This window comes from Streptomyces sp. Edi2 (genome assembly GCF_040253635.1).
GTDB lineage: Bacteria > Actinomycetota > Actinomycetes > Streptomycetales > Streptomycetaceae > Streptomyces.
In genome coordinates this window covers 6,759,435-6,784,518 of the sequence record NZ_JBEJGX010000003.1, presented here as the reverse complement: position 1 = coordinate 6,784,518, position 25,084 = coordinate 6,759,435, and the positions used below count along the sequence as shown (strand labels likewise).

Sequence of the window (25,084 nt, the reverse complement as noted above, 5' to 3'; positions counted from 1 at the left end):
AGTGCCCAAGATGGTTACGTTGAGGCGTGACCAACGCAGCTTGCCAACCGTCTGCCTAATCCACTCCTGCTGGTCGGGACGACCAGCCACTACTCCAGCGCGAAGCCACCTCCGATGTACCAGGAACTGCTGGCCAGCGCCTGGAACATGGCGGTCCTCCAGTGGTTAGGGGATCTCTCGGCTCGGCCCTCAGCTTCGTCCTTGAGATGATCACCGATCACGGACGGGGCCTTGCGTTTCAGTACGTACCGGAGATCGCCCATCTCTCGGGCAGCCTGGGCTGCGTAGAGCTCTGCGAGGTTGAACACTTTGAAATGCCATCGCACCCGAGTTGTCAGAACACTGTCCCAGGTCTTCGGCGGCGTCACGAAGAACGTGACCGCGGCTGGCACTACTTCATGTACTCGGGCAAAGAGCCACTGCTCGTCGCCGATGTCATCGAAATAGGGATGGAGCGTCTGTTTGCCTGCGCTCTCCGGGCCGGTATCACTCTTCAGCGTGTTACAACTGCGACAAGCGGGGACCAGGTTGGTCGGCACCACTGCGAGCAGGGGGTAGTCCGCCTTCGGCAACTGATGGTCGAGCGTCTCCACATCACGGTGGCCGCACAGAGGGCAACGACCAGAAGGGACGTTCCTCAGCTGGTCGTAGTGCACCCTCGCCGGGTGCTTCTTGCTCGACATGCGCTGCGTGTAGTTGTTCCTCAGCTCTTTTCGGACGGCCTTATCGCAGGGCTTGGTCTTGAGGTCACCCAGTGTATGGAGAGCTGCCACGGCAGCTGCGGCTTCAAAACGGTCAGCAGCGTTTACCACATCCTCTTCCAAGGCATGCAGACGCGCCTTGGTCTTCGGCAAAGACTTGCTGATGCACAGCGAATAAACAGTGCGCGGGGAGAGAGCCGGCGCGGGCAGAGACCACATCAGACCTGACCCTCCACCTCGTCTGAATCCCGGATAGTGATGAGAGACCGGACGATGGCCTTCGCCTCGCCGCCCAACTGCCCGTCGAAACGCCCAAGTACGTTCTCGTACGAAAGCCCCTGCCGCACAGCAGCCTTCAGGTCACGGTGAAATCCAGAGTCCGTCACCTCAAGCCCGAACACCTCGTGGGTGAGGACTCCGACGTTTTCACCAAACGTCTCGACAGTCGGCTGGTCGGCGACCAACTGGTTTCCGTAGCGCCGCAGCTTCCACACGCACGACGCGGGAACCTCCTGGAGGACGACGGGCGAGTGGGTGGCAAGGACCGCCAGCCCATTACGGTCGGTGAGCAGATCAGAAAGAGCGCGGATGAATGCAGCCAGCAGGGGCGGGTGCAGATGGGACTCAGGCTCGTCTATAACGACCAGCGACCGCTCAGTGACGTGTTCCACGAGACGGGTCATCGTCAGCAAGACAACCTTGTGCCCCGAGCTGAGACTTGCGAACAGCTGCCGAGCCTTGCGTCGGCGGGCGCTCGCGCTCTGCGTGGACTGGAATTCCTCCACCCAGCGCTCGTCGAGGAAGCCAATGCTCGCATACTGCAAGGTCCGCAGAGCATTGGCCCATCGGTCTGCGCGCTCCCCAGTCAAACAAGCCTCCACGCTATCTGCGAAGTCGCCCATTAGCTGGCTGGGAGTCTTGACGCGCGGCTGGCGAGAGCTAGTTGAAGGAATTTTTAGCCCGACATAGGCGTAGGAGATGGCGACCTCGTCCTCGCTGATGAGCGGGAACTCATCGAAGGCACTGAAAGTCACGCTAACCAGATTCGCGAAGGAACTGCGGGCGCCCCGCGCGCTCTCGACAATGCGACCCACCTCGCGCTGATCAGCTTCGTGATTGGCGACAGCCCGGGCCAGACTATTCAGCAAGAAGGACTTGCCGACGCTGTTGCGGCCGATCAACACATGGATGTTCGTGGAAGGCCGCGAGTTCGGCATCACGCCGAACTGCAGGACCAGCGACTTGCCTCCACCTCCCACAGGAACAGGCGCCTCGTATGCCACCTCGAAGCCTGAGACTCGGGCACCCCCCTGGGCAATTCGGCGGAATTGCTCCTCGACTGCACTCGGCTTCAAGAAACGCATGAGGGACTCGCGCGTTACTTGCTCGTGCTGTGCACGATCGAAGATGCTCTCCCTGAAGGCCATGTCCTTCAAAGCGGACAGCACCGGAACACGAACAACATCTCCAAGCTGCCGCAGGCGCTCATAGTACGAGTCGTCTTGCCCCAGGGAAAAGTGACGTTCCCCGAGCTCTTCGAACTCTCCAGGTACTCGCACCATGCGGCCGGGGCGCTTCAGCGTCTGCTCCTGCCCTCCCTGCATCCCGAACTCGCCGATCTTCACCTCACCAATCCCGTGCCGACGGCCGGCCTCGTCGTAGATCACTAGATGGAACATGGTCACGAAGCCGAAGTCGTTCCACCGGTCTCGTACAAGCAGCGCGTGCGACCGCAGGTCCTTCGGTTGCCGCTCGCCCCGTTCCACAACTGTGAACTGCACGCTTCCTCCACCCCTCCCGCGCCCGCGCTCCCACACGGTCAGTAACCACCGGCATCTGGACTAGGCAAACCACAGCAGGCCCACGTAGCTTCATCCACACATAGCGCCCAGCGTGTTCACTACGGCCTACGCCTAAGCTTGCGCATGGCATGCGCCCAACCCCCAGATGAGACGCTCCATTTCGTGTCGCCAAGCTGTCGCGCCATTCCACGCCACAGACGTGCTGCTGGGGTTCTGGGGAAAGCGAGTCCGGTCCCGGCCGCTGAACAACATGAGGCCCACATGCCACCTGTGCGAGTCTCACCAATCCAACATCTCGGTTCAGAGGTCAACCGTCCGCAGCGCGGGCGAAAGCCCGCGCTGCATGCCTGCACTATCCGTGGGAGACGAAAGACCTTGCATTACTGCGTGTTGATGTCGAGATCCTCCGTGGCTTCTTCGAGGGGCTCCAGGAACCCGTTACGGAAGGAACCTCGATCGAACTCGCCCTCGGCGTGAATGCTGATCTCAATGCGAACGGGGCCTACCTCGCCCCTCAGCCAGGAAAGGGCCCGGTTGAGGTTGAAGACACCAGATCGTTCAATGGTGGCTCTGACGTCGGCCACTCGCACTACATCACTCTGGACTCCGGTTGCCGGACCACCGCCGCCTTGCGTACCCCCTTGCGGTTTGGCGGGCTGCGCTGAAGGGGTGGGCTGAGGTCGGGCCTCAGCTCTGGATTCGGGTTGCTGAGCAGTTGGTTCCGCAGCCGCCTGGACATATTTCTGCGCGTAGTCACGCCACAGGATGGCTGCGTCGTCCGAAAGGTCGATTTCATCGGCCGGCAGCCGATCACCGAAACGAACTTGGCGTGCATCACGAGGAGCGATCTCTGCATCCTCTCGGATTACGCCAACCACGTAGCCGAGTTCGGACTCCGAGACAGCCTTCGCTATGGCGGAGGCGATGGCCTTCTTGCCCCACAGCTTGGTGAAGTCGTAGTAGCTGTAAAACCAGTCCACTAGGTCGCCACACGTGACGGCTTTCCGGTCCGGCCCCAGGCCGGCCAGGGCAACAAGCTTCGCAGGGGTGATGGAGCTGAATACACGCTGACTGAGGGCTTCCACCACGCGTTCGTGAAGGGCGCGGCCAGCCGCGAGCATCGTGCGCAGGTCTGCGGACTCAAGCACGTATGGCGTGTCCCCCGCCCGCGACCGCGTCGGGATGGTCACCGTGCTGTATGCGGCGCTGATAGCGGCGGAGCCATCTCGTCGCGCGTTGCCGGCCTTCTCCCTGAGTTCCTCGATTTGCTCGGGGCCGAAGTTGTACTGCCTGGCTTTCGCCAGGAGTGTTTCAGCAGCCAAACGCAGCCTTACAGCATGGCGGGCAAGGTCGAACTGGCCTTTATCCGGGAGGACCAGGGCCAGTCCGTTGCGATAGCGCCGTGGGCTTCCCTTGCCTACCTGTTCAATGAACTTTGCTTGAGGATCACGGTCTTCGGACCAGTCCGGATGCAGGTAGGCAACTGTGAAGAAGGGCCGTTCGTCAGCGATGCCGCCCGGTGCTTCTGGCCACAGAGCCACTCCCTTGTTGCCCTGCAGTTGCTTCTCAAGGTCGCCTCGAACCTCGGCGAGCACTTCTTTGGAGCTGAGCTTGGTGCCCTCGTCGCGTACGAGTTTCGTCAGGTTGGGAGTTGGCTCGAAGCGGTACCGGCGTCCCGTGTAGTGGAGGTAGAGCTCCTCCTCACGAAGGTCGCGCAACGCGGAAACGACCACGTTTCGAGTCAACCCGGGAACCAGGACGCTTCGGACGAGATCCGTTTCGAGGACACCTCGGTCTTCGCCCTCACGCGCCCCGAAGCTGTACAGCATGATGGCGGAGGCCACACGAGTTCCTATTCGGAGCTGCGCGAGCATCGGGCTATCTGCCCCGAGGGTCCGGTCTACGGTCGCGCATCCCGCACCGTCCGACGTCACATCGCTGGCCAGAACCGATGCGTATCGCTCCCGTTCACCGACCTGGGAGAAGAATGCACCACGAGTTGACTCATCGCTGAAGTCAACATCGCCGGGGCCTACAAGTGGGCTTTGCGCCCCCGACCGCCACAGGGCATGGACGACTGCTGCCAGGAACTGCAGGGCACCGCGGGTGCGTTGGTACGAGACCAGAGACCCCCATCGGTGGTACATGAGGTCCAGCAGTTCGGGGTGGAAGGGATACGCAGCCAGGATCCGCCCCTCCAGGGAGTCGGCCGCTGCATCGGCTTCTCGTCGCGCGTCACCAGTTTCCGCTGTAGCCAGTAGCTGTTTCCGAAGCAGGTCGGAATAGGAGCGTGCGACCTCCTGATGGACGGTCTCGTCGCCGAGTTCCGCGAAGAGCCGCCGCTGCACAACGCGGAGCACCTCGTCGCCAGCGACAGGCTCGCGCTTGGCATCCACTCTCGCGACGAGCTTGTCCAAGTCGCTGAGAAGCCCCTCGGCACCCACGGCCTCACCGACGCTGGCCTGAAGGCTGTAGACCATGGCTGCATTGGGCTGTGCGCTGACCACTTCTGTCAGGGACTGAAGGAACAGCATGGCTTGACGGCCAGCGTTCGATTCTCCCTTCGAAACGACCATGGCCTTCTCGACATAGATCAAGACTTCGTCAAGGAGGATGAGGGTCGGGCTGTCACCAATAACCTGCCGCAGCACATCGCCGCCCGGGGCGGCACCAGCGAGATCGTGCTGTTTCACGAGTTCGTAGCGCCCGAGTTGCGCTGCGAACTCTCCCCACAGGGTGTGCGTCTCGATTCCCGTGGCCGTCATCGGAGTGAGCGCGTCCAGTTCCTCACCAGACAACACAGCGACCCGCACGTCCCCCGGGTCAGCAATGTCCTTCAACTCGGGACAAGCAGCCAGGGAGGCGGCACGGTTGCGAACCAAGTGGAGGAGCGCGACAAGGCTGTGGGTCTTACCGCCACCGAAGGGGGTCCGGAGCTGCAACACGTGAGAGCCGGTTCCTCCGGCCAGAACACTCACGACGTCCGTGAGCAGCTCTCGCATCTTCTCGGTGAGGTACGTCGCCTGATAGAACCTACCGGCATCTGCGTAGACGGGTGAGATACCTTTCCGGCCTCGGAAGACCCCGGAGAGGTTGGCTGCGTACGTCCCCATGTCGAGGACGCCAGCCGCCACATCCTCGTGCGGACGTGCGACCTCTGTCCAGGACGACAGCCGATAGCTCGAACTCACTGCGTTCCAACCCCCTGTACTTCAACGTTGTGGATGGTCAACACCTCAGACCAGTCCTCGTTCCCCGGTGATCGTCCTCCACGACGCCAGCAGACGCTCCGCTGCGCTCGCCTCTCGGCTCCTCGACTCGCTAGAGCTGGAACGCAAGGCCCGGCCTGCCAAGGTCTGGATTACCTGGCGAACGGCGTCGACGTCGACGTTCACCGACAACAGGTAGGAGGGAATCGCAGCTGGACGGTGCTCGGCGCGCCAAAGGACAGCATGGGCAACGTCAATGAGGGGCGGCGCGACTGACGACTCGATCTCGTAGAGCGGCAGTGTCCCACTGGCTTCGGTGTTCGGCTCGCCCAGGCGCGGATCGTCCCCGCGTTCTTCGAAGTCTCTGAGAACAACGGTGGATTTGACCTTGGAAACGAGCGGATTGGGGCCAGCCGTCAGGCCACCGGATCCGTCGAGGTTGGCTCCGGCCATCCGAGCAAGGTTGTTGGCCTCGTCGAACGGAACGGCTGCGTACCCGTACGAGAACTGAGCCGCCAGGTAGTAGCGGGTGACGGGGTCCGTGCCGGCCAAGCCCTCGACGATCTCGTCGAGGACCCGGCTCTGGACCATCTCCAGGAACGTCTCGGCGGGCAGCAGCTCGCCGTTGTCCTGCTCGACACGCTCGTACCGGGTCAAGGCGCGGAGGCCAGCCCCGACGGTGGCAATGACCAGGTCTGCTCCTGTGATGCCGAGCTTCTCCAGGCGCGTGCGGCGTTCCGCGATGATCTGGTCGAGCTCAGCCATGACGTCGGCCTCGCTGCCCACTCCGGCGTCGGGTCTGCGCTTGCGTGCGACGAGAAAGATGGAGGAAGCCAGGCTGGCTGTACCTCGGCCGACAGCTCTCTCCGGCATCTCGGTGTCCAGGGGCCATGCCTCGGTTATGGTGAAGCCTGCGTTCCTGAGGGATTCGACCAGGCTGGACCACCCCGAGGTGGTCTTGTGCGCGTAGACACAGACGAGCGGTGCACCTGGCTTGAGCACCCGATGGGCTTCGGTGAACGCACGCTCCATGAGGTCTTCGTAATGCCGGCGTGCCTCCTCCTTGTTGCCGGCATGACGGTAGGCAGCGACTACTGCCTCCTTCTTCTTCGGCGTCAGCTCTCCACCAAGGTGCGTGGGGTAGAGGAATCCGACCGACCGCTTCAGCCACACGTAGAAGAAGTCAGAGAGGTCCGCGTACGAGATGTTGTCGTAGTAGGGCGGGTCCGTGATGACCGCGTCCTGCGAGTCGTCAGGAAGTGGAAGAGAAGCGGCGGACCCTCGCACGCAGGTAGCAGCATTCGGGAGACTCGACTGCCTCTCGATGAGGTCAGCGGTCTCCTTGAGGTACTTACGCACATCCCCAGAGGCCCCTGCGAACGGGTTAGCCTCATAAAAGTCCCACACCATCGGCAGCGCCTGACGGGCGAAAGTATTCGTTCCGCCCTCATTCTTCGTGTCAAGGCGGCACAGGTTCGACAGCCGGTCTGCGACCCTGTTCAAAGCCATGGCGAACGCGGTAGCCATAGCAGCCGCACGTCCGGGATCCATGTCCTCGGCGCATGCCTTGTCGTACACGGTACGAATGCCAGCAGCCAGGGTGCTCAGCGCGAGCAACTGTCGTGGCGTGAACAGGTCGCTGTACTGAGAGAACCCGTAGACCATGCACGTTCCGCCGGTAATGCGCATGGTGCCGGGAAGGGGCTCATTGAGCGGATCGACCTTCAGCTCGTCCTTCAGCTTCTCAAGGGCCTTCTGGCACTGCGCGTCATCCGGGAGCTCATAGTCGCCAACAGCAAGGTAGTCGCGTCCACGGCGGTTTGGCTTGGCTGCGAGGGCCGCAAGGGGCGCTGTCCCCATACGGCCGGCGCGGGCTTCCGCTTTGACGTACTGGCCCGTGACCGTGGCACCGCAGATACGGCACGCCACTTCACCGCCCCGGGATCCTTCGGCAGGGTCGAACCCGAGATCGGCCTCGGTCGCTGCCTGAACCACCTCATAGCGCAGCGACAGCGACTTCCGGTCGACCACGGGCTTGAGGGCGACGAGCCGGTTCTTCTTCCGGCCGAGCCAGGTCTGGCGCACAAGGTGGGCGTCGTGTTCGGGGGTGGCAGGGTTAGGGCAACGCACCGTGCGTGTCCACAGGTACGCCAGGGGAAGACGTTGCTCAGTCTCGTCGTCGGCGTGGAACGCCTGCTGGCCCGTGCCGCCGTCGACAGGCGGATAGAAAGGAGCCAGGTCACTCCAGGCTGAGTCGAGCCAGGTCTGGCCCCACTTGCGTACGTCGTCGGCGAGCCCGGGGTAGCTCTGCGGAAACTCCAAGAGCATGCGCTCGATGAGGTGAGCCACCGGGTTCAGTTCATTGGCTGTGACCTGGCATCCCAGCCGCAGCGCCTCTAGCGGTATTGCGCCCCCGCCTGAGAAGAGGTCGACAACCTTTGGCGGGCCGTCAGGGCTTGCAGCGAGAACCTCGCTTCGCGCTGTACGGATGGCTTGGTCGTTGCCGCCCCATGTGCACAGCGCATCGAAGAAGTCCGATTCCTGCTCCAGCGTGCGCGTGCGCCCTTCCGCTGGCGCCAGGGCAGCGTAGACAGCGGCGCGGGAGGCCGCGAGCGGTCGGCGAGCCCACCAAAGATGGAGCGACGCAGGGTGGCCGACCCGGCCGCCCACCTTCTCGCTGGCGCTGGTGCGGCTGATGACGTCGATCGGTATGACGTCTTCGATCAGCCGCTTGTCACTGCTGTCGCGCACTCTGTTCCTCTCGCTCCGCAGCTCTTGCCTCTACAACCGCGTGAGCTCGGATGCTAGCTCCCGGTACGCGATAGCCGGTAACCTGCCGGATCTCTGACACGTTGGGCAGCGTGTGGTAGGGGTCTTGCACCCTCATCAGTACAGGGCTCGTCGTCGCGCTGTAGACGACATACAGCCAAAATCCCGCCGCCCATCGCTGGGCCGCGTACCACTCGGTCCGGTACAGGCCCACATCGCCCGCGGCAGCGCTGCGGCCCTTCACCTCGATCCGACGCACCTGCGTGCTGCCGTCGGGAAGCGTCCGTGTCGAGCGAATGTCGAAGCCGCTGCCGTCCATCAGGTGTCCGAGGTATTCCGGTTCCCATCCCTGCTCCACCTCGAAAGCCATCGCGACCGCAACCGCAGCGTCCTCAACTTCCTTGCTGTTGGGGCGCATGACGTCGACGTCAGGATGCTCTGGCGCGCTGGGGGGCACTACAGAGGCAGAGCCGAGGTGCGTGACCTTCCCTGAGCGCACCACGCCGAGGCGGTTGAGGGACTCCAACTTGGACAACCGCCGATGCTTCAGTTCCTTGATCTGCCGAGCTGCGTTGTCCCGTTGGAGCCTGTACGAGTCGTCCCCAGCAGCGACCTTGACGTCGTACGCCTCCCATCGGCTCTCCAAACGCTGCTTCTGCGCATCCATCGCCTCCCCAAGGTAGGAGGCCCGAAGTTTGGCTTGATCAAGTCGACTGTGTCGCTCCGCCCCAGTCCGCGGGAGCTGGACCTGAACGCGCAACCAGTCGGTGGCGGCCTTGATCTGCTCGGGAGCAAGAGACGCCGCCTTCCGCACTTCGTCAGGGGGCGCAGGCGTGAGCGTATGTAGTACATCTGCCGGCCCTCGGTGGAGACCGTCTCTGTCCTCTATCACCGCGACGACCTCTGCGTACGCGAGTTCGGGGGCACCGTGGACGTCCTCACCCACCACCTCATAGGCGAAGAGGTGGACGAAATAGGGGACACGAGTACCTGGGTCTACAAACGCTGCGGCACCCTGGGGGACGTTGTCCGCAGCAAGGTCCCGCTCCAGGGCCTCAGTTAGCGCCGCGAACAGCGGATGGCCGGGAGAGCACAGCACTGCATCCTCGTTCTCTACGCGGTCGCGCTCCTCCTTCCTGAAGGTGAGCTTGCGGTACTCGGTGTCGGGACGCCCCCGGTGCTTGACTGCCATGAGCGTCTCGCTGCGCAGAGCAACAGGGACATGTTCAACGCGGAGCAGCTGATCGGCGCGGCGCTCGACGCGAAGCTGCTGACGATTCGCAGCACGCAGGAAGAACGCCTCTGCGTACTCCGGCATGAGCCGACGTTCTTCGGAGAGGAAGTTCTGGCCACGCACCCAGTCGATGTCTACGTACTTCCTTGCCAGGGCGATACCCGTGGCCTGCTCATACTCCTTCAGCTTGTCCGCGTTGAGTCCATTGATGGCCGCGGCGGCTGCGTGCCGGTTTGCCCGGGTGGGATTGGCCAGGGTTTCCTTTACCAACCGCTCGAAGTCAATGCCGTTGATGGTAAGGAGCTCGCCGATCACGTCATAGACGCGACCCTGGAGGTCGGCCCGCATCGCTTCCAGACGGGCATGAAGGCTAGCCAACAACTGGCCTTCGATCGTGTTGGTGGCGCAGAAGTTGAAGATCCGACAGTCCGCGATCTGGCCGATGCGATGTACTCGCCCCATGCGTTGCTCCAGGCGCACAGGGTTCCAAGGAAGGTCATAGTTGATCATCAGGTGGCAGAATTGGAGGTTGATGCCTTCGCCGGCCGCCTCGGTGGCGATGCAAATCTGCTTGTTCTGCCGGAAGTCGTGCTGGATTCTCTTGCGCTCCGCGGGAGGGTGACCGCCATGAATAGTGCAGACCGAGTAGCCCTGTCGACGGAGGTTCTCTTCCAGGTAGTCCAGGGTGTCGCGGTGCTCGGTGAAGATGAGGAGCTTCCCCCGGCCGTCCCTTAGTTCGTCGAACTCTGCCCTGGCCAAGCACTCGCGGAGGGCCACGAGCTTGCGTTCGTCGCCCTGAGCTCGGACTCGGTCGGCGTGGGCGACCAGCTTCCGGAGTTCGCGCACTTCCGTCCGCAGCTGGGAAATCTGATCTGCACTGCTGACTTCGGTAGCCAGGGCGTCATCGACGAACTCGTCGATATCGTCGGACGCTGCCTCATTATCGTCTTCAAAGTCTGAATCCGCTGGCATGCGCCCGAGCGAGGCCAACCGCCGCTTCTGATCAGCATTGGTCATTGTGGTCAGTTCATCAACCAGATCACTCAAGCGATCGGCTCGCTTAGCCAAGGAAGATCTTATCGCCCCCAGACTTGAAGCGAGACGGCGCTGCAGCACAGTCCGCGCGAGAGCCACGGCGTTACCCCGCGCGCCTCCACGCGAACCCAGATAGGTGTTCACGTAGGCAGTGACGTCCTGGTACAGCTCGTACTCAGCCTGCGAGAGCTGGAATGGCTGCGTGTAGACATGCCGCGCGACGAACAGCGCATTATTCTGCTCATCCACAAGGTCTTCCTTCTGGCGCCGCAGAAAATACGGATTTCCATCGTTCGAAATCTGCTTCTTCACCAGGTCGGGCGTTGAGAACTGGTCAGGGTCGAGTAAACCCAAGAATCGTGTGAACCTATCCTCGTCGCCAGAGTGCGGTGTAGCCGTGAGCAGCAGCAGCCGATCGGCTTGCTGGGCCACACCCTCCACCACAACGTATCGCTTGGTCTTAACTATTCGTTCATCCTTGCCCCGCTTCGTAAAGGCCGACGCCTTGTGGGCCTCATCAACAATGACCAAGTCCCATTGTGCACGGAGCAGCTCGTTGCGTACGTCATCTCTCTTGGTGAAATCAATACTACTGATGACCTGCGGGAATCTGCCCCAGGGGCTCTGTCCGACCTGATTGCGAACCTGCTCACTGGACACAATCTCAAACTGCTCATCAAATTTTTCGAGCAATTCATCTTGCCATTGTGTGGTAAGTGGAGCAGGGCTAAGGATCAGGATTCGCTCGACCGCACCGCGGAGTTTCAATTCCTTCAGCAGAAGCCCGGCCATAATCGTCTTACCGGCGCCGGGGTCATCTGCGAGGACAAAGCGCAACCTGGGCTGCGGTAGCATGTGTCTATAGACGGCCTCGATTTGATGAGGAAGGCCGCGGACACCGCTCATCGAAACAGCAAACAGCGGATCGTGGGCAAAGGCATGCTTAATACGCTGAGACTCCACCCACAGAAAGAGGTCCCGCGCATTGACCAGTTCGGACTTAGGCGCAACCCTTGCGAGGGCAGCCTCAAGCTCAGACTCCAAGACCTGAGTTTCATCAGGCGCGCCATTTGAGTGGCGAACCCTGACGAGGAATACACCAGCGCCGATCGACTCGACGTGCTCCACCCGCACAGGATGCGCGAAGTGGCCATCGAGCATGATCAAGCGATTCTTCGCCCGCTCGCCCACATCACTCACAGGACTCCCCCTCCATCGCTCCCATAGCGGCCAGCCAGTCAAACCTAGCTGACGTCAGTGACACAGCTGCCGGACAGGGGACACGTCAGCCGCCTGGGTCCTGTGGTCTGGCGCACAGACCATCAACGCGACCATCGCTGACGCCACTTGCCGCTGGCAACAGCGACCGGAACCAGACAGCCGCCGACCGCTGGATTCGGCGGTCTGCTCCCACGCAGCCGGGCCGCCACCACAGCCGCCACGTGAGGGTTTTGCACGTCAGATTCGCTACCCCGATGGGCATGACACAAAAACCCGGCAGACAGGCAAACAGCACGCCATTCTGGGTTCATGACTCCACGCGACACCTCACCTGCTCAGGGCACCTCGCAGAAGATCACAGCGGTGACCCGGCGCGACATCTTCGACTTCCTGCGCAGCGCAGAGGGCGGATGGTGGGGGCGGCTCGAAGAAGTCACCTTCCTGGAGAGCCTGTACGACCTGGATGCCTTGCCCTCCACCGACTCGCGTCGGCCGACCGCTCGCGGCGACATCATCCAGCACCGGGTGAGCAACTTCGACTGGGAGGACGACTGGGTTTTCGAGGACGCCCGGTTCCAACTTCTTGAGGGACCCGACGAGTTCCTCCTGGCGTTCCTCGCACGGACGGTCCACCCCGCGGTTCAAGCCGACACCGATCAGTCAGCCAGGCGTGTCGATGAACTGAACCGGCTCCTGGCACCGGACGGCTGGGCCCTACGCGCCCACGCATTCCTGTCGGGCCGGCCGGTCTACACGCCGGTCCCGGAAAACACCGGTGGCCCGCTGATCGCATTGCCGCTGAGGGACGACGACGCCAGCAAACTTGATCTCGTCCTCGGCCAGACCTACCACCTTCTCGACGAAGACGGTGAGGGGCTGGCTCGCGACCTCGTCCGCTCCGCCAAGCTCACCCTGCGCCGCGACGGCGGCATCTTCCATCCGATGCCCAATGACAACTGGACAGCCGACACTTATGAAGCTGTCATCACCGCCGACCGTGCACTCGTACCCGAGTTCACTACGGCAGTGACCGACGTGATCTGGCAGCGGCTGGCAACCGTGCTCAAGCGGCTAGAGCGCGAAGACGTCCAATCGCTCGTTGTCGAGGCCGCCCTCCGCCCCTTCCCCGGCATCACCCAGGATTGGCGGCACCAAGACACTGACCCCCTCACCCCGACCAACCAGGCACGCCGGGAAAGGAAGAGCAACGAGGGATACCCGACAGCAGACGACCTCGTGTTCGCCAGCAGGGCCGAACTCGCTGTCTACCACGTCCTCCAAGAACTCCAGCGCGAGCGCCCCACCCAGAACGGCATGGCCATCCTGCCGCTCGCCTCGGCCAAGCTGCGCGACGCCGGTGTACGCAGCCCCGACTTCACCGTCCTGGGGAACGGCCGGGCCGTCATCATCGAGGTCGACGGCCCGCACCACTACGGCCGAACCCGCAAAGCCGACGACGAAGACCGCGACCGGCACTGGGCCCGCTGTGGTATCCACACGATCCGGATCGCCCACGAACACACCAGCGATCCCGCATCCGTGAAAGAGCGGCTCCGCGAAGACCTCACCCGTACGCTCTTCCCACCCCGTTGACCTCTCCCTAGTGCCCCTTGGCCGCAACAGCCATCTTCGGGAATCCTGCCGCGGCCTATCCGGCCAGAGCCAGGACGAGCGGGAGCACCTGATCGGCACCGGCCTGACGCAGGAGGCGTGCGCCTACCGCCAGGGTCCAGCCGGAGTCGGTGTAGTCATCGATGAGCAGGACCGGGCCGGGAGTGCCGGCCAAAGCGGCGGCGAGTTCGTCGGGCACGGTGAACGAGGCGGCCAGGGCTCGCAGCCGCTGGGCGGAGTTGCTGCGGTGCGCCGCATACTCATCCGCCTGCGAGGTGTAGACCAGGGTGCCCAACAGCGGGAGCCTGCCGACCCTGGCCACGCCCTCAGCCAGTGAGCCGACCAACTGCGGGCGGGTGCGCGACGGCATGGCGACGATCCCCACCGGCCGCGCCACCGCGTCAGAGGAGCCGCTGGCCCAGCCGCCCGGCGAGCGCGCCCAGTCGGCCAGCACCGTCACGACGGCACCCAGCACGTCCTCCGGGACCGGCCCATCCGTGGCCTGCGCCGACAGCAGGGGGCGCAGGCGGTTGCCCCAGCCGATGTCCGACAGCCTGCCCAACGCGCGCCCGGTGACCGCCTGCTGGCCCACGGGAATACGGCCTTTCAGGTCCATGCCGACCGCGGCGAGCCCGGTCGGCCACATCTTGCGTGGTTCGATCTCTGCCCCCGGACGGTCCAGCTCGCCTGCCGCCGCCGCGAGTGCTGAGGAAGAGACCACCGCCTCCAGCCAGTGCCCGGCACAGTTGTCGCAGCGACCGCACGGGACCGCCTTCTCGTCGTCCAGCTGCCGCTGCAAGAACTCCATCCGGCACCCCCTGGTCGCCACATAGTCCCGCATGGCCTGCTGCTCCGCCGCCCGCTGCTTCGCGACCCACGCGTACCGCTCCGCGTCGTACGCCCACGGCTGCCCGGTGGCCGTCCAGCCCCCCTTCACACGCTTGACCGCACCGTCCACGTCCAGGACCTTCAGCATCATCTCCAGGCGCGAGCGCCGAAGATCCACCAGCGGCTCCAGCGCCGGCAGCGACAGTGGACGGCCCGCCTCCTCCAGTACCGCCAGCGTGCGCCGCACCTGCTCCTCGGGCGGGAAGCCCACCGAAGCGAAGTACGCCCAGATCGCCTCGTCCTCCCGCCCCGGCAGCAGCAGCACATCCGCATGATCCACACCACGCCCCGCACGCCCTACCTGCTGGTAATAGGCGATCGGAGACGAGGGTGACCCCAGATGCACTACAAATCCCAGGTCCGGCTTGTCGAAGCCCATCCCCAGCGCGGACGTGGCGACCAGCGCCTTCACCCGGTTCGCCAGCAGATCCTCCTCCGCCTGCAGCCGGTCGGCGTTCTCCGTCTTCCCCGTGTAGGAGGCCACCGGATACCCGCTCTGCCGCAGGAACGCCGCGACCTCCTCGGCCGCCGCGACCGTCAGCGTGTAGATGATCCCGGAACCCGGAAGGTCCCCTAGTCGCTCGCCCAGCCACGCCAGCCGATGCGCCGCATTGGGCAGCTCGAGCACCCCGAGCCGCAGACTTTCCCGGTCCAGCGGCCCCCGCAGCACCAGAGCATCCCCGCCCCCCGTGCCCAGCTGCTCTGCCACATCCGCGGTCACCCGCGCGTTCGCCGTCGCCGTCGTGGCGAGCACAGGCACACCCGCCGACAACTCCGCCAACATCGTGCGCAGGCGGCGGTAATCAGGGCGGAAGTCATGGCCCCAGTCGGAAATACAGTGCGCCTCGTCAACCACCAACAAGCCAGTCGTGGCCGCAAGCTTGGGCAGCACTTGATCGCGAAAATCCACGGAATTGAGGCGTTCCGGACTTACGAGGAGAACGTCAGTCTCGCCGCGCTCGACCTCCCCGTAGATGGTTTCCCACTCCTCCGGATTGGCCGAGTTGATCGTGCGCGCCTGGATCCCGGCCCGCGCCGCCGACTCGACCTGGTTCCGCATCAGCGCCAACAGCGGCGAGATGATCACCGTCGGCCCGGAGCCACGCCGGCGCAGCAGAGCAGTGGCCACAAAGTACACCGCCGACTTGCCCCAGCCAGTACGCTGCACCACCAGCGCCCGTCGGCGCTCCTCCACCAGCGCCGCCACCGCCTGCCACTGATCCTCCCGCAACCGCGCCGAACCCCCGGGGTCACCGACCAGCTCAGCGAGGATGGTGTCGGCTTCAGTGCGGAGCTCCAGATGGTCCATGCCCCCATGCAACCCGATGCCACTGACAATCCACTAACTCACCCAGCGTGACAAGCAGCTTGCGCACGGCCCCTCCCACCACGCATCGATCAAGGATGGCCAGGGCCCAGCGCTCGACCACCTCGCCCCCGATCGGCGCGTTTATGCAGGTCAGGGCTCCAACTCGGCCTGGAATTTGAATGCCTTCCCCGTTCGGCAGCCCCGAACCACTGACTTCTCCAAATGCAAGCGGCAACGGCACATGCGACTCACTGCTCACGTCTGTGGACACCTGCCCGCGGACTACCTGACCGGCGCGTCTGATTGGACCGACGGTCACAGTGCGCGGATGGGCCGAATGAGAGCCTGGTTGTCGTGGAGATTCGCGGCGGAGATGCCGATCGACAGAGGCAGACCGCGGCGGTCGACGATGAGATGGGTTTTCGCCCCCTTCTTGCGCGGTCGGTCGGGTTCGGTCCCGTCAGCGCCCCAGGCCCTGCTGGAGGAGCACCCTTTTGCGAAGGTCCGGAGGTCCCCAACGATCGACACACAGGACGCAGAAGATGCCCTCCTGCTCGAGCCTGTGCTACCCGTCTCGGTGGGTGAGCACGATGCGTGCAGCTGCAGACTTGTCCGCTTCGGCAGCGTGGCTGAACAGGTTCATGAGCGCCGTTCCTGCCCAGGGATGGCCCATTTGCTGAATCAGCGCCTCGTAGTAGCGAGCCAGGGCAGCCATCAGTGGACCGTCACTGCTTTGAACCTCTGCGGCCCCGTTGTGTAGACCTCCTAGGAGGAAGGGCAGTGATGAGTCGGAGACCCAGGGCTGCGTCAGGGCTTGGACGGAAAGCTTCTGCAGGTTGCCGGACCTGTGGGAGGGCAGCGTTGCCCGCCAGAGGCCCGCGTAAGCAGCTGTCAGCCAAGCCGAAGCATGGTCCGGTTCAGAATCGATGGTCTGTGCAACTGCTTTGAGGACCAACCGCACCACGCCCCACGGATCGCTCCAGGCTGTCGGTCGTGCGATCGCGGCAGCTACTCCTCGTGCGTGCCAGCCGTCGGCCTGCGCCGCGAAACCGTACAGGTCACTGGCGAAGGGGATGTCCATGTAGAAATGCCGCAGGAGTTCGGCTCTCAGGACCATCGCCTCCTGTGGTGCCATGGTCTGCTGGCGTTGGCACGCGTCGATCAGGGCGAGCGTTCCGAATGCGGGTACACCCGCCGACCGGGCGAACCTCCGCAGAGCTCGGTCGTCGCACCACAACACCAGGCCGTGCTCCTTGGCATGATCCAGGGCCGTGAGCCATATCTCCGCGCCCCGTCCGGCAGGCAGCCCCGGCAGTGCGCGCAGCTCTGGTCGGGCCACTCGGGGCAGTGACCGCACGATGTCGGCGGCACGCTCAAGGGTGCGACGCAAGGCGCTCACCTGCCCGTCCGGCGCAACGTGAAGAATCGGCCGTGATTCGTCCTCATTCCAGACCAGCGTGGCATCGGACCGCAGGGCGAATGAGTCGACGGCGTGGAAAACATCGCCGACGATTTGGTCGGTTGTCACGATGCTCTGGCAGGAGCCGATGAGCCGTTCGGCGGCGCCCGGCTCCAACACGGCGAGAGACACCGCCGCACTCGTATCCACGACCACCCGCCGGGTGAGCGCGACCTGGATTGCGCCTGCTTCCACCGTGATTGCGGTCGGGTCGGAGGCAAACAGGCCAGGACGTTCTACAGTGAGCCGCACGCACACTTCGGCGTACGACCTGCCACTCATAGGAGCCAGCATCCCGATGGGAAGCTGGCCCTGATTGATCCGCTCTCGGATTTCCCGACGGCCCTCGCCCTCGTGCTCACGGCGTAGGCCCTCGCCGATTTCTTCGAGTACCGCTTGTGGATCGGTGGCATCGAGGGCGCGGAAGTAGACGCTGTTCGGGAAGCGTTCCCGGTAGTCCGAGCTCGCTTCATGCAGCAGCTCGGCCGCCTCTGCACTCATGGGCTGCGTCGTAGTGGTGCGCCAGAGAAGAACGCCCAGGAAAGTCCCCAAGAGTTCTTCATCCTGTGGCCAGTTCTGCATCAGCTCCAGCGCACGCCCGATGAATTGGGGATCAGTAGAGCGACGTGCACCGAGCTGGACCCACAGGAGCGCTTCGTCTCGGCGCCGTGGTGGAGCCGCTTCCCTGAATTCGGTGAGTGTCCGCCATGCTTCGTCGGGCCGTGCCCGTATGACGTAGCACCTCACCAGGGCCCAGCGTGCGTCAAGATTGTGCGGATCCAGTCCCAGGAGGACGATGGCCGCGTCCGTGGCCCGCTCCCAGTTCCCTGCGGCGGATTCCGTCTCAACGAGCAGCTCATACATCGCGCCCTGTGCTGCCCAACCCGGGCCAGCGATCCGCAGCGCACTCTCAGCGCACTCCTTAGCCTTCTCGTAGTCCCTGGCTTGTTGGTAGGTACGGGCTGCCATTGCCATCAGCTGCGCATCGCGCCATTGTGCCGCGGCTTCCTGCAGGGTGGCCGCGGCCGTTTCGCGATCATCGAGTTGCTGATAGCGCTGCGCCAGTTTCAGGGCGATGATCGGACTCTGGTTCGCGTTGGCGCGCAGGACCACCAGATCGCCGCCCATTTTACCGCTGACGGCGCGGGCGAACTTCTCGAGATCCCCTACTGCCTCGGGATAATCGTTCTTCAGGTGAGCGATCTCCGGCAGGTTCCGCCCAGACTCAACCAGCCCCATGGCCGCCATAAGCTGTTCGGGCCCTGGCTCCGCTGCATCCCAGGCGCGTTGCCAGGCTTCAGCTACTCGCTCGTCCTCGCTGTCGCTACCGGCACGGCGTTCTTCGAGCACAGCCAGCACCTGCGCTTTCGCGAACGGGCTTGTCACCACGCTCAAAAGTGCGCGCGCCCGGTGTTCGCGGCCCGTCAGCGCCGCGATCAGGGCACTTTCCTCCTGGACCCGAGGATCCTCCGCTTCTTGCGCGTCAGCGTCTCCTTCTGGAGCCAGCTGCGAGAGAGCCCACGCGGTCGACAGATCCTGGCTGAACACTGCGGCCTGTATTCCCAGGACCACCGCCGCCGCGCTGTCACCGAACCATTCCCGACGTGCGTTACGCACACGGAGGGCGACGGCCAGGGCTTCCTGGGCGTCGGCGAGCTTACTGCGTGTAGCGCGGCGCGTGGCTCGCTGCAGCAGAGCCTGTGCCAGCGCCAGCCCAAGCTGAGGAAAGCGTGCGACATCCGCCTCACGCAGTGCTGGCAGGGCCTGGTCGGTCAAGTCCTGCCCTACGAGGGCGTCCGTTCTCAGGAGAAGCTGCAGAGCATGCGCGCTGTCATCAGGAGCTGTCCACCGGTTGAGGTGGTTCAGGGCCGCGGGCCGGTCGCCGTCCAAAGCAAATTGCAAGGCGCAGACCAGTGGCGAGTCAAGGTCTTGATGGGCGGCCAGGTACGAGCGCGCGCTGCCCTCGGGCATTGTCTCTGCCTGCAGAGCAGCCCGCACGACCAGGAGGTCACGAGGGTATCCGCCGTCGCGTACCGCCCGGTCATAGAAAGAGAAGGATGCGGTGCGAGCATCGTATGTCGACGCCAGGTGGGCTAGCCAAGGAAATGCCTGGACGGGGGCGCTGGCGAGCCATCGTGGCTCGTGCTCGGCCCATTGCTCCAATATCTTCTTGCGTGCAGTCCTACCCGTCGGAAGCTGATTGACGACCGCCTCCACGTCAGGCCAGCGATCACGCAATTGACGTGCTTCTTCTTGGAATACGGGTGGCAGCGTGGCTAGCGCCTGATCGAAGCAGGACCGGCCCGCCCCCAGCGTTGCGCCCCCGTCGGTCACGTACTGCTTCTCAATGTACGTGACCGTGTTGTTGTCACCGATCGCAGAACCTGTGATTGCTCCGCCAGCGACAACCGCACCCGGACCGGCGGACACCGTCCGCGCAGCTTCGACGGGAACTGCTTCACCCTCTGAGGCGGCGATCTTCCCCTTACGGCGAATCCAGGAAAACGGCTTCACCGTTCGCTACCTTCCCCAAGGGCGCTGTCCGTGATGTCACCGCCGGCCGCGATCCCGTCTCGACCAGCTCGCACGTCATCCACGTTCCGCCTCGCTGCAGTGCTACTGGGCGTGGTGTGGGGACCAGTCACCTTTGAGTTGTTCCCGATCGCGGAGCCGGTGATGCTGCCGCCGGCCACGACCGATCCACGGCCGCCGCGCACGCGCCGCCCACCTGTAGACCCGCCACCCGTGTTGCGGAACAGGGCGATCACAGACACCAGCAAGGTCACCAATCCGACGACCGCACCCACCACCCCCACGGTCCGCTCTGTCGTGTCGGGGTCCGCGAAAACAGCGCCCAGGGCCAGCCCGACGGTCGCCAGGCCGGTCAACGCAGCCGTCACCGATATCCACACGCGTGCCGTCCCCGTCATAGCCACCAGCTCACCGATCTGTCGCCAACGCCCGTTCTGCCCAGAAGGAAAGAGAGTGCCATAATCGGCCCTCTGATGAGACCGTGCGGCAAGGTACTGGTCAAATACCCGAACCCTCTTCGAGCGGTCGTGAAGACCGCCAGCTCGCGAAGGCCCCGTCTCGAGCACGGATTCCCGTCACGTCGCCCCACGTGCTGACTGCCGCCTCTGGTCTACGAGCGGGAGGGTCAGCAAGGTAAGCGTTCAAGCGGGGGGAGTCTCGACAGGCCGGGGGCAGCCGCTCGTACCACGAGATCCCGTAGAGGTTGCACGCCTTGCAGAGCAGCCCCCGAACGCACCTTCCGCAGGAACCAGAGTTGGGGCAGTGGGTGTGGTCGTGGTCGATATGCCAGAACGACACCCCCTCTGTGCCTGAGTCCCCTGGGTGTTGACCGCACAGGGCGCACTCGTCGTCCTGTACGCGAAGGATGGCGTTCATCTGCCAGACGGTCAGGCCATGCCTTCGGGCCTGCCGGACGGCAACGCTGCATGCAGAGCAGTGGCCCTTGACCCGGCCCTTCTCGCCATAGTCGATGGGGTCTTCGCAGATCTCGCACCAATACTCGTCATCGAACTCGCAAATCTCGCGTCTACGTGCCACGGGCAGAACCTAGCGCCGAGCACTGACATCAACCCCGACAACCCGGTATTTACTCCCGCCGAAGGGCTCGTAACACGAGCATAACCGAGTACTTTGAGGCGTCGTAGCCGATGTCGGTCAGGGGCTGACGATCACCGTTGACACCTGGTCTCCGATCGCAACGAGCAGTCTCCAGTCGCAACCGGGTCGTGTAGGTTCGCAATTCGGATGTCCCCTTCTCAATGCCGGTGACCCTTGTCCGGCCATGGGACACCGATGTGAGACGAACGCTTTTGTCCTGTGCGCTTGGAGGCGGACCTCGGCGGTCAACTCGTGGTGCGCGCGTCGAAAAGCCGGTCCATGCAGCTCACCGAGTTCGGGCAGCGCGTGGCCCGGGCGGTCCTTCCTCTGGCCCGATCGACTCGGAGTCCTCCCGAAGAAACTGAACTCCTGTACCGCATTCTTCAGTTTGAAGCGGTCGGGGACCTTGAAGCCCGCCGGAGCGCGGGCTAGATCAAGCCAACCGCCGACAACGAAACGCCCACTGCGGCATCGGGCAGAGTGTGACTATGGTCAAGGCTTTTCAGTACAGCCCCGCTGCGAGGAACTTGATCAACATGAAAGGTTGACCAGTTCCGGCACCTTGGGCACGGGCGGCCAATCAGAAATGGACGCAGGAGATGCAGTCCGTGCTCGCGGTCAATCAGATACAGGCTGTCGGGCTCAAGGTCGTTGCGGCTGCTCGACATGATGTTGGTCGGGACTACCGGGTGGTCCCCCATCATGCTCCGGTAGTCCACAGTCGCGGACCCTAGCAACTGATCCCATCGCACGTCCGTGAAGTACGCCAGGCGCAGGTCGGCGAGAAAGCGTGCCCGGTCCAACAGCTTGGATAGATCAGCGTGAGCGCTGCTCAGGGCAGCAGGAAGTTCTACGTGATCGGGGCCGCGGTGGTGCGCCACGGCATTGCGCTGATCGTAGAGCCGCTTGCGTGCTGCTACGGTCTCGGAACCTGAGAGCAGGGAACCGAACTCGTGTAGGGGGTGTTCCGCAGGTAGCGTTCTCCGCTTACGTCCGCTGACGATCTCCTCAAGAACCGCAACCCATTCCCCGAACCCGGGACCTGTGCGCCCCCCTGCCAGTTTCTCCCGGATAGCGCGAACGGAGCTGAGTTCGATGCCCGCCTCACGGGCGAGCGCCGCGACTATCAGGGCACTGTAGCCACACAGGATCTCGGCCGTGGCGAGCACCGCCTCATAGGCTTCCTTCGGTTCGCCGGCGCTCATCCGCACTTCCACTTCTCGCCAACGCGCGGCGATCGGAAATGGGAAACGTGTACGGATGATGTAGCCGAACTCATCCAGCTGCGTCGCTGCTTCGACTCGCAGCCGCAGCGTCTGTCCAGAAGCGATGATCCGCTCACGCGCCTGAACGACGTTGCGGTCACGGAACGCCGACTGGAGTAGCTGAGTAGCGGCACGTTGCCAATCGCTCATCCGCTCTCGGACGATGGCCAGATCGTCCAAGGCCGCAGCTAGAGCGTCATTCAGGGGCGGAATTTCGAGGTTGACCAGATCGCTCCGCTTCACACGGACGATTCCGACTGTTCCGATAGCGATCGCCCGGAGGTCCGACGAGCGCAAGAAGGCAAGAACCCACCGCACGTACCCGGGATCGAGTGGCTCGTGGGAACGCAGCACCAGCACGCTGTCACTCGCAACAGCTGGTAGGTCTGCCTCTGTAACCACTGCGGCCCTGATGCTGCCGTCCGCGGCGAGAACTTCAGTCGCGATCATGTCGCCGGCCTCGAGCCGCGGCAGGCTATCCGGAGGCACCACCCAACTGCTCGTCGGATCGGGGGCGGCAAGTGAACCGTCGTGTCCGATGTCGCGGGGCACCACGATGCGAATCGCTCCTGACGTGCGCGCAGGGACCTTTTCGCGCTTGAATCGAAGCCCGCCCACCTGGCTAAAAAGCGAGCCCAGCGGAGTCCCGCTGGCCTGAACGACTCCATCTGAGTCACTGCTCTGCACGGTGCACCCCCGACATCCCGCCCTACCTGTGGCCAGACTATTCCAGTTGATCGCCGAGCAGGATCAATATGCCCGTGAAACGAGGTCTGACCATGCCGTCTTGGTTTGGCCAGCGCATAGGAGGACCTGGAGACGATCCCACTCCGCATGGTCTGAATAAGACGTGCTGAGAATGCGCAGGTTGCCACAGCGGAACGGGACATTCCGATTGAGGGCCTACAGGTCGAGAAGGGTTTTGGCCGGTGCTCTGGACCGCCCCACCCCTACGGTGCATCTATTGGGAACAGGGCTCCAGCTCTATCCGGAACCTGAACGCCCTCCCCGTACCATGGTCCGGCAGTGAGGTGTTGATGCTCCCCCACTGCGCGCTGCTCAGCAGCTTCCGTGGCTCGATGGAGCACCCGATCCGGGTTTTCATCTCAGGTGATGCAGGCACTGGTGTGCCCTCGGCAGCGGCGAGGGATCGCATGGCGTTCTCCCAGAAGCCGGACTCGCGCCAGCGGGCCGCATAGGTTTGCAACGTCGAGGGACAGCCGAACAGGTCGGGGAGAGCGCTCCAGGATTTGCCGGTGCGGGCCTTGTAGAGGATTCCGGTCATTACCAGCCGGGGACTAACTCCCCGCGGCCGGTGGGTGATCATCGGCTCGATCGTCGCCCAGCCCTCATCGGTCAGCAGCGGGACCAGCAGTCTCCTGTCGGTGAACCACGCAGTCAGCGCGCACAGCTGCCCCTTGCGCCCCTGCTGAGGCGGTTCAAGGAACGTCACCTCAACGTCCAGTGCGGCCATGAGCTCCTTCTGCCGCTTCAGCGGAAGGCCGCTCCACATCCGTCGGGTCATGGCCGCAAGCTCGACCAATTGAGCGGACCGCTCTCGTGCCGCATCCGATTCCGCCAGCCGGGCTTTCAGCTCCCTCCGGGCATCGAGTAGTACGCCGAGTTCAGCCTGCAGCGGCGCGATCTGGCGCACCACCGCCCTCTCCGATTCCTCCAGACCCAGATCGAGCGCGGCGACTTCCTTCGCGGCCACACCGAGGGCGATGGCGAGGGCCTGCCTGTGGATCCTGATCTGCCGGTCGAGTTCGCCCCTGCGCTCCCTCGAGCCGTCACACTGGGCGGCTGATGGCTCGCTCTGGCAGCCAGCGATTCCCTTGAGACGGTCGGCGTCGCCGAGAAGCGTCCTCACTCTTCGCCAGGTCCGCTCCTCGACCGGATCAGCAGCCAGATAGGGGCAGGAGCACGTGGGTGCGCCGGCGTATGCCCTACTCCGACCCTGGCACCGGTATGCCTTCGTCCTCAGGATCGTTCCCCCGCCGATGTAGCGCTTACCGCAGGGGCTGACGATCCGGCCACTGAGGGTGTAGACACGGGCCTTCTGCAATGTGCGAACCGGGCGCCCGCTGGCCGCCCGGAGTTCCTCGACCTCGGCCGGGGTGAAGACCGGCGGTAGCGGGATGACCACCCGCTCGCCGTTCACCGGCCGTCCCTCGTGGTCTCGCCGTACTCCCCCAGAGCCGCGGAACACCTGCCGTGCCTCCAGGACGATGGGGTTAAGCACCTGCTGGCGCAGACTCTGACCGCCCCACAGCCCGCCGTCCCGCCTCCTGTAGCCCTCCGTATTCACCGCGAGCGCCGCCTGGCTCCAGTCCCGCAAGGCGACATACAGCGTCCGGCCCCGCCGCAACGCGCACGCCTCGTGCTTGGCCGCGCAGTCCCTGCCCTTACGGCACTCATCCAGGACGAGGCGACCCGCCCCGACGCAGTAGCCGTAAGGGACCTTGCCGCCAATGTAACCGCCGCTCTCGGCCTTCTCCTGGATTCCGCCCTGGGTCCGCTCGCGGATGATCTCCCGCTCGTCCTCGGCGTAATCGGCGTCCTTGCGCATCTTGCTCTCCCCCTCGGGAGTGCTGTTGTCGTAGTCCCGTTTGACCACGGCGACGAAGATGCCGATTTCCTGGAGTTCCCAGACCCATCTCCAAAAGGCGCGCCCGGTACGGCCGATGGCCCGGCCCTCGTTCACGACGACGATGTCGAAGGGCCGCGGGACCGTCCACGCCCGCTCCATCAGCCGCCGCAGATCCGGGCGCTGGTGGGACTCCAAAGCCCCGGAGACTCCCTCGTCGACAAAAGTGCCGACGTGTTCCCAGCCCTTCTGACTGATGTACCCGGCCGTCTTCTTCCCCGAGTACGCAATGCCGTACCCCTTGGCCTGCTCCTCCGTCGACACACGCAGGTAGTCCACAGCCCGCAATGTCCGCCGGCCCGAC

At 64.1% G+C, this 25,084-nt stretch carries 12 protein-coding genes; 1 reads left to right on the top strand and 11 read right to left on the bottom strand.

The features are described from left to right. Positions 1 to 89 precede the first annotated feature (89 nt). The 5 genes from ABR737_RS33155 to ABR737_RS33135 form a co-directional block, all read right to left on the bottom strand. Positions 90 to 920, bottom strand: coding sequence for an HNH endonuclease (locus ABR737_RS33155; RefSeq protein ID WP_350254568.1), 831 nt, complete (start codon positions 918 to 920; stop codon positions 90 to 92). Continuing rightward, positions 920 to 2,482 carry an AAA family ATPase gene (locus ABR737_RS33150; protein WP_350254566.1) on the bottom strand — a complete coding sequence of 521 codons (1,563 nt, stop codon included), beginning with the start codon at positions 2,480 to 2,482 and terminating at the stop codon, positions 920 to 922. The genes ABR737_RS33155 and ABR737_RS33150 overlap by 1 nt, the downstream gene beginning before the upstream one ends. Positions 2,483 to 2,883: 401 nt before the next feature. Beyond that, entirely contained in the window at positions 2,884 to 5,694 is a 2,811-nt protein-coding gene (locus ABR737_RS33145; RefSeq protein WP_350254565.1) for an ATP-binding protein, read from the bottom strand. A gap of 45 nt (positions 5,695 to 5,739) precedes the next feature. After that, positions 5,740 to 8,463, bottom strand: coding sequence for a DUF1156 domain-containing protein (locus ABR737_RS33140; protein WP_350254564.1), 2,724 nt, complete (start codon positions 8,461 to 8,463; stop codon positions 5,740 to 5,742). After that, the gene (locus tag ABR737_RS33135) at positions 8,447 to 11,950 is read right to left on the bottom strand and encodes a helicase-related protein (protein ID WP_350254562.1); all 3,504 of its coding nucleotides are present in this window, start codon (positions 11,948 to 11,950) and stop codon (positions 8,447 to 8,449) included. The genes ABR737_RS33140 and ABR737_RS33135 overlap by 17 nt, the downstream gene beginning before the upstream one ends. Before the next feature lie 330 nt (positions 11,951 to 12,280). Between ABR737_RS33135 and ABR737_RS33130 the strand changes: the two genes are divergently transcribed. Next, on the top strand, positions 12,281 to 13,564 hold the full coding sequence (locus ABR737_RS33130) for an AbiJ-related protein (RefSeq protein ID WP_350254560.1): 1,284 nt from the start codon (positions 12,281 to 12,283) through the stop codon (positions 13,562 to 13,564). Between the two features lie 55 nt (positions 13,565 to 13,619). Here the strand turns inward: ABR737_RS33130 and ABR737_RS33125 are convergent, their stop codons facing one another. The 6 genes from ABR737_RS33125 to ABR737_RS33100 all read right to left on the bottom strand — a co-directional run bounded on the left by ABR737_RS33125 (position 13,620) and on the right by ABR737_RS33100 (position 25,059). Beyond that, complete coding sequence (locus ABR737_RS33125; protein ID WP_350254559.1) at positions 13,620 to 15,779, bottom strand: RecQ family ATP-dependent DNA helicase; 2,160 nt, start codon at positions 15,777 to 15,779, stop codon at positions 13,620 to 13,622. A gap of 315 nt (positions 15,780 to 16,094) precedes the next feature. After that, complete coding sequence (locus tag ABR737_RS33120) at positions 16,095 to 16,307, bottom strand: transposase (protein WP_350254557.1); 213 nt, start codon at positions 16,305 to 16,307, stop codon at positions 16,095 to 16,097. Between the two features lie 37 nt (positions 16,308 to 16,344). Beyond that, on the bottom strand, positions 16,345 to 19,752 hold the full coding sequence (locus ABR737_RS33115; RefSeq protein ID WP_350254555.1) for a PIN domain-containing protein: 3,408 nt from the start codon (positions 19,750 to 19,752) through the stop codon (positions 16,345 to 16,347). A 516-nt stretch (positions 19,753 to 20,268) separates the two neighbouring features. Then, entirely contained in the window at positions 20,269 to 20,808 is a 540-nt protein-coding gene (locus tag ABR737_RS33110; RefSeq protein WP_350254553.1) for an endonuclease domain-containing protein, read from the bottom strand. Between the two features lie 488 nt (positions 20,809 to 21,296). Beyond that, a complete protein-coding gene (locus ABR737_RS33105; RefSeq protein WP_350254552.1) occupies positions 21,297 to 22,820 on the bottom strand; it encodes a restriction endonuclease subunit S in 1,524 nt (507 codons plus the stop codon). A 274-nt stretch (positions 22,821 to 23,094) separates the two neighbouring features. Then, complete coding sequence (locus tag ABR737_RS33100) at positions 23,095 to 25,059, bottom strand: recombinase family protein (protein ID WP_350254550.1); 1,965 nt, start codon at positions 25,057 to 25,059, stop codon at positions 23,095 to 23,097. Positions 25,060 to 25,084 lie beyond the last annotated feature (25 nt).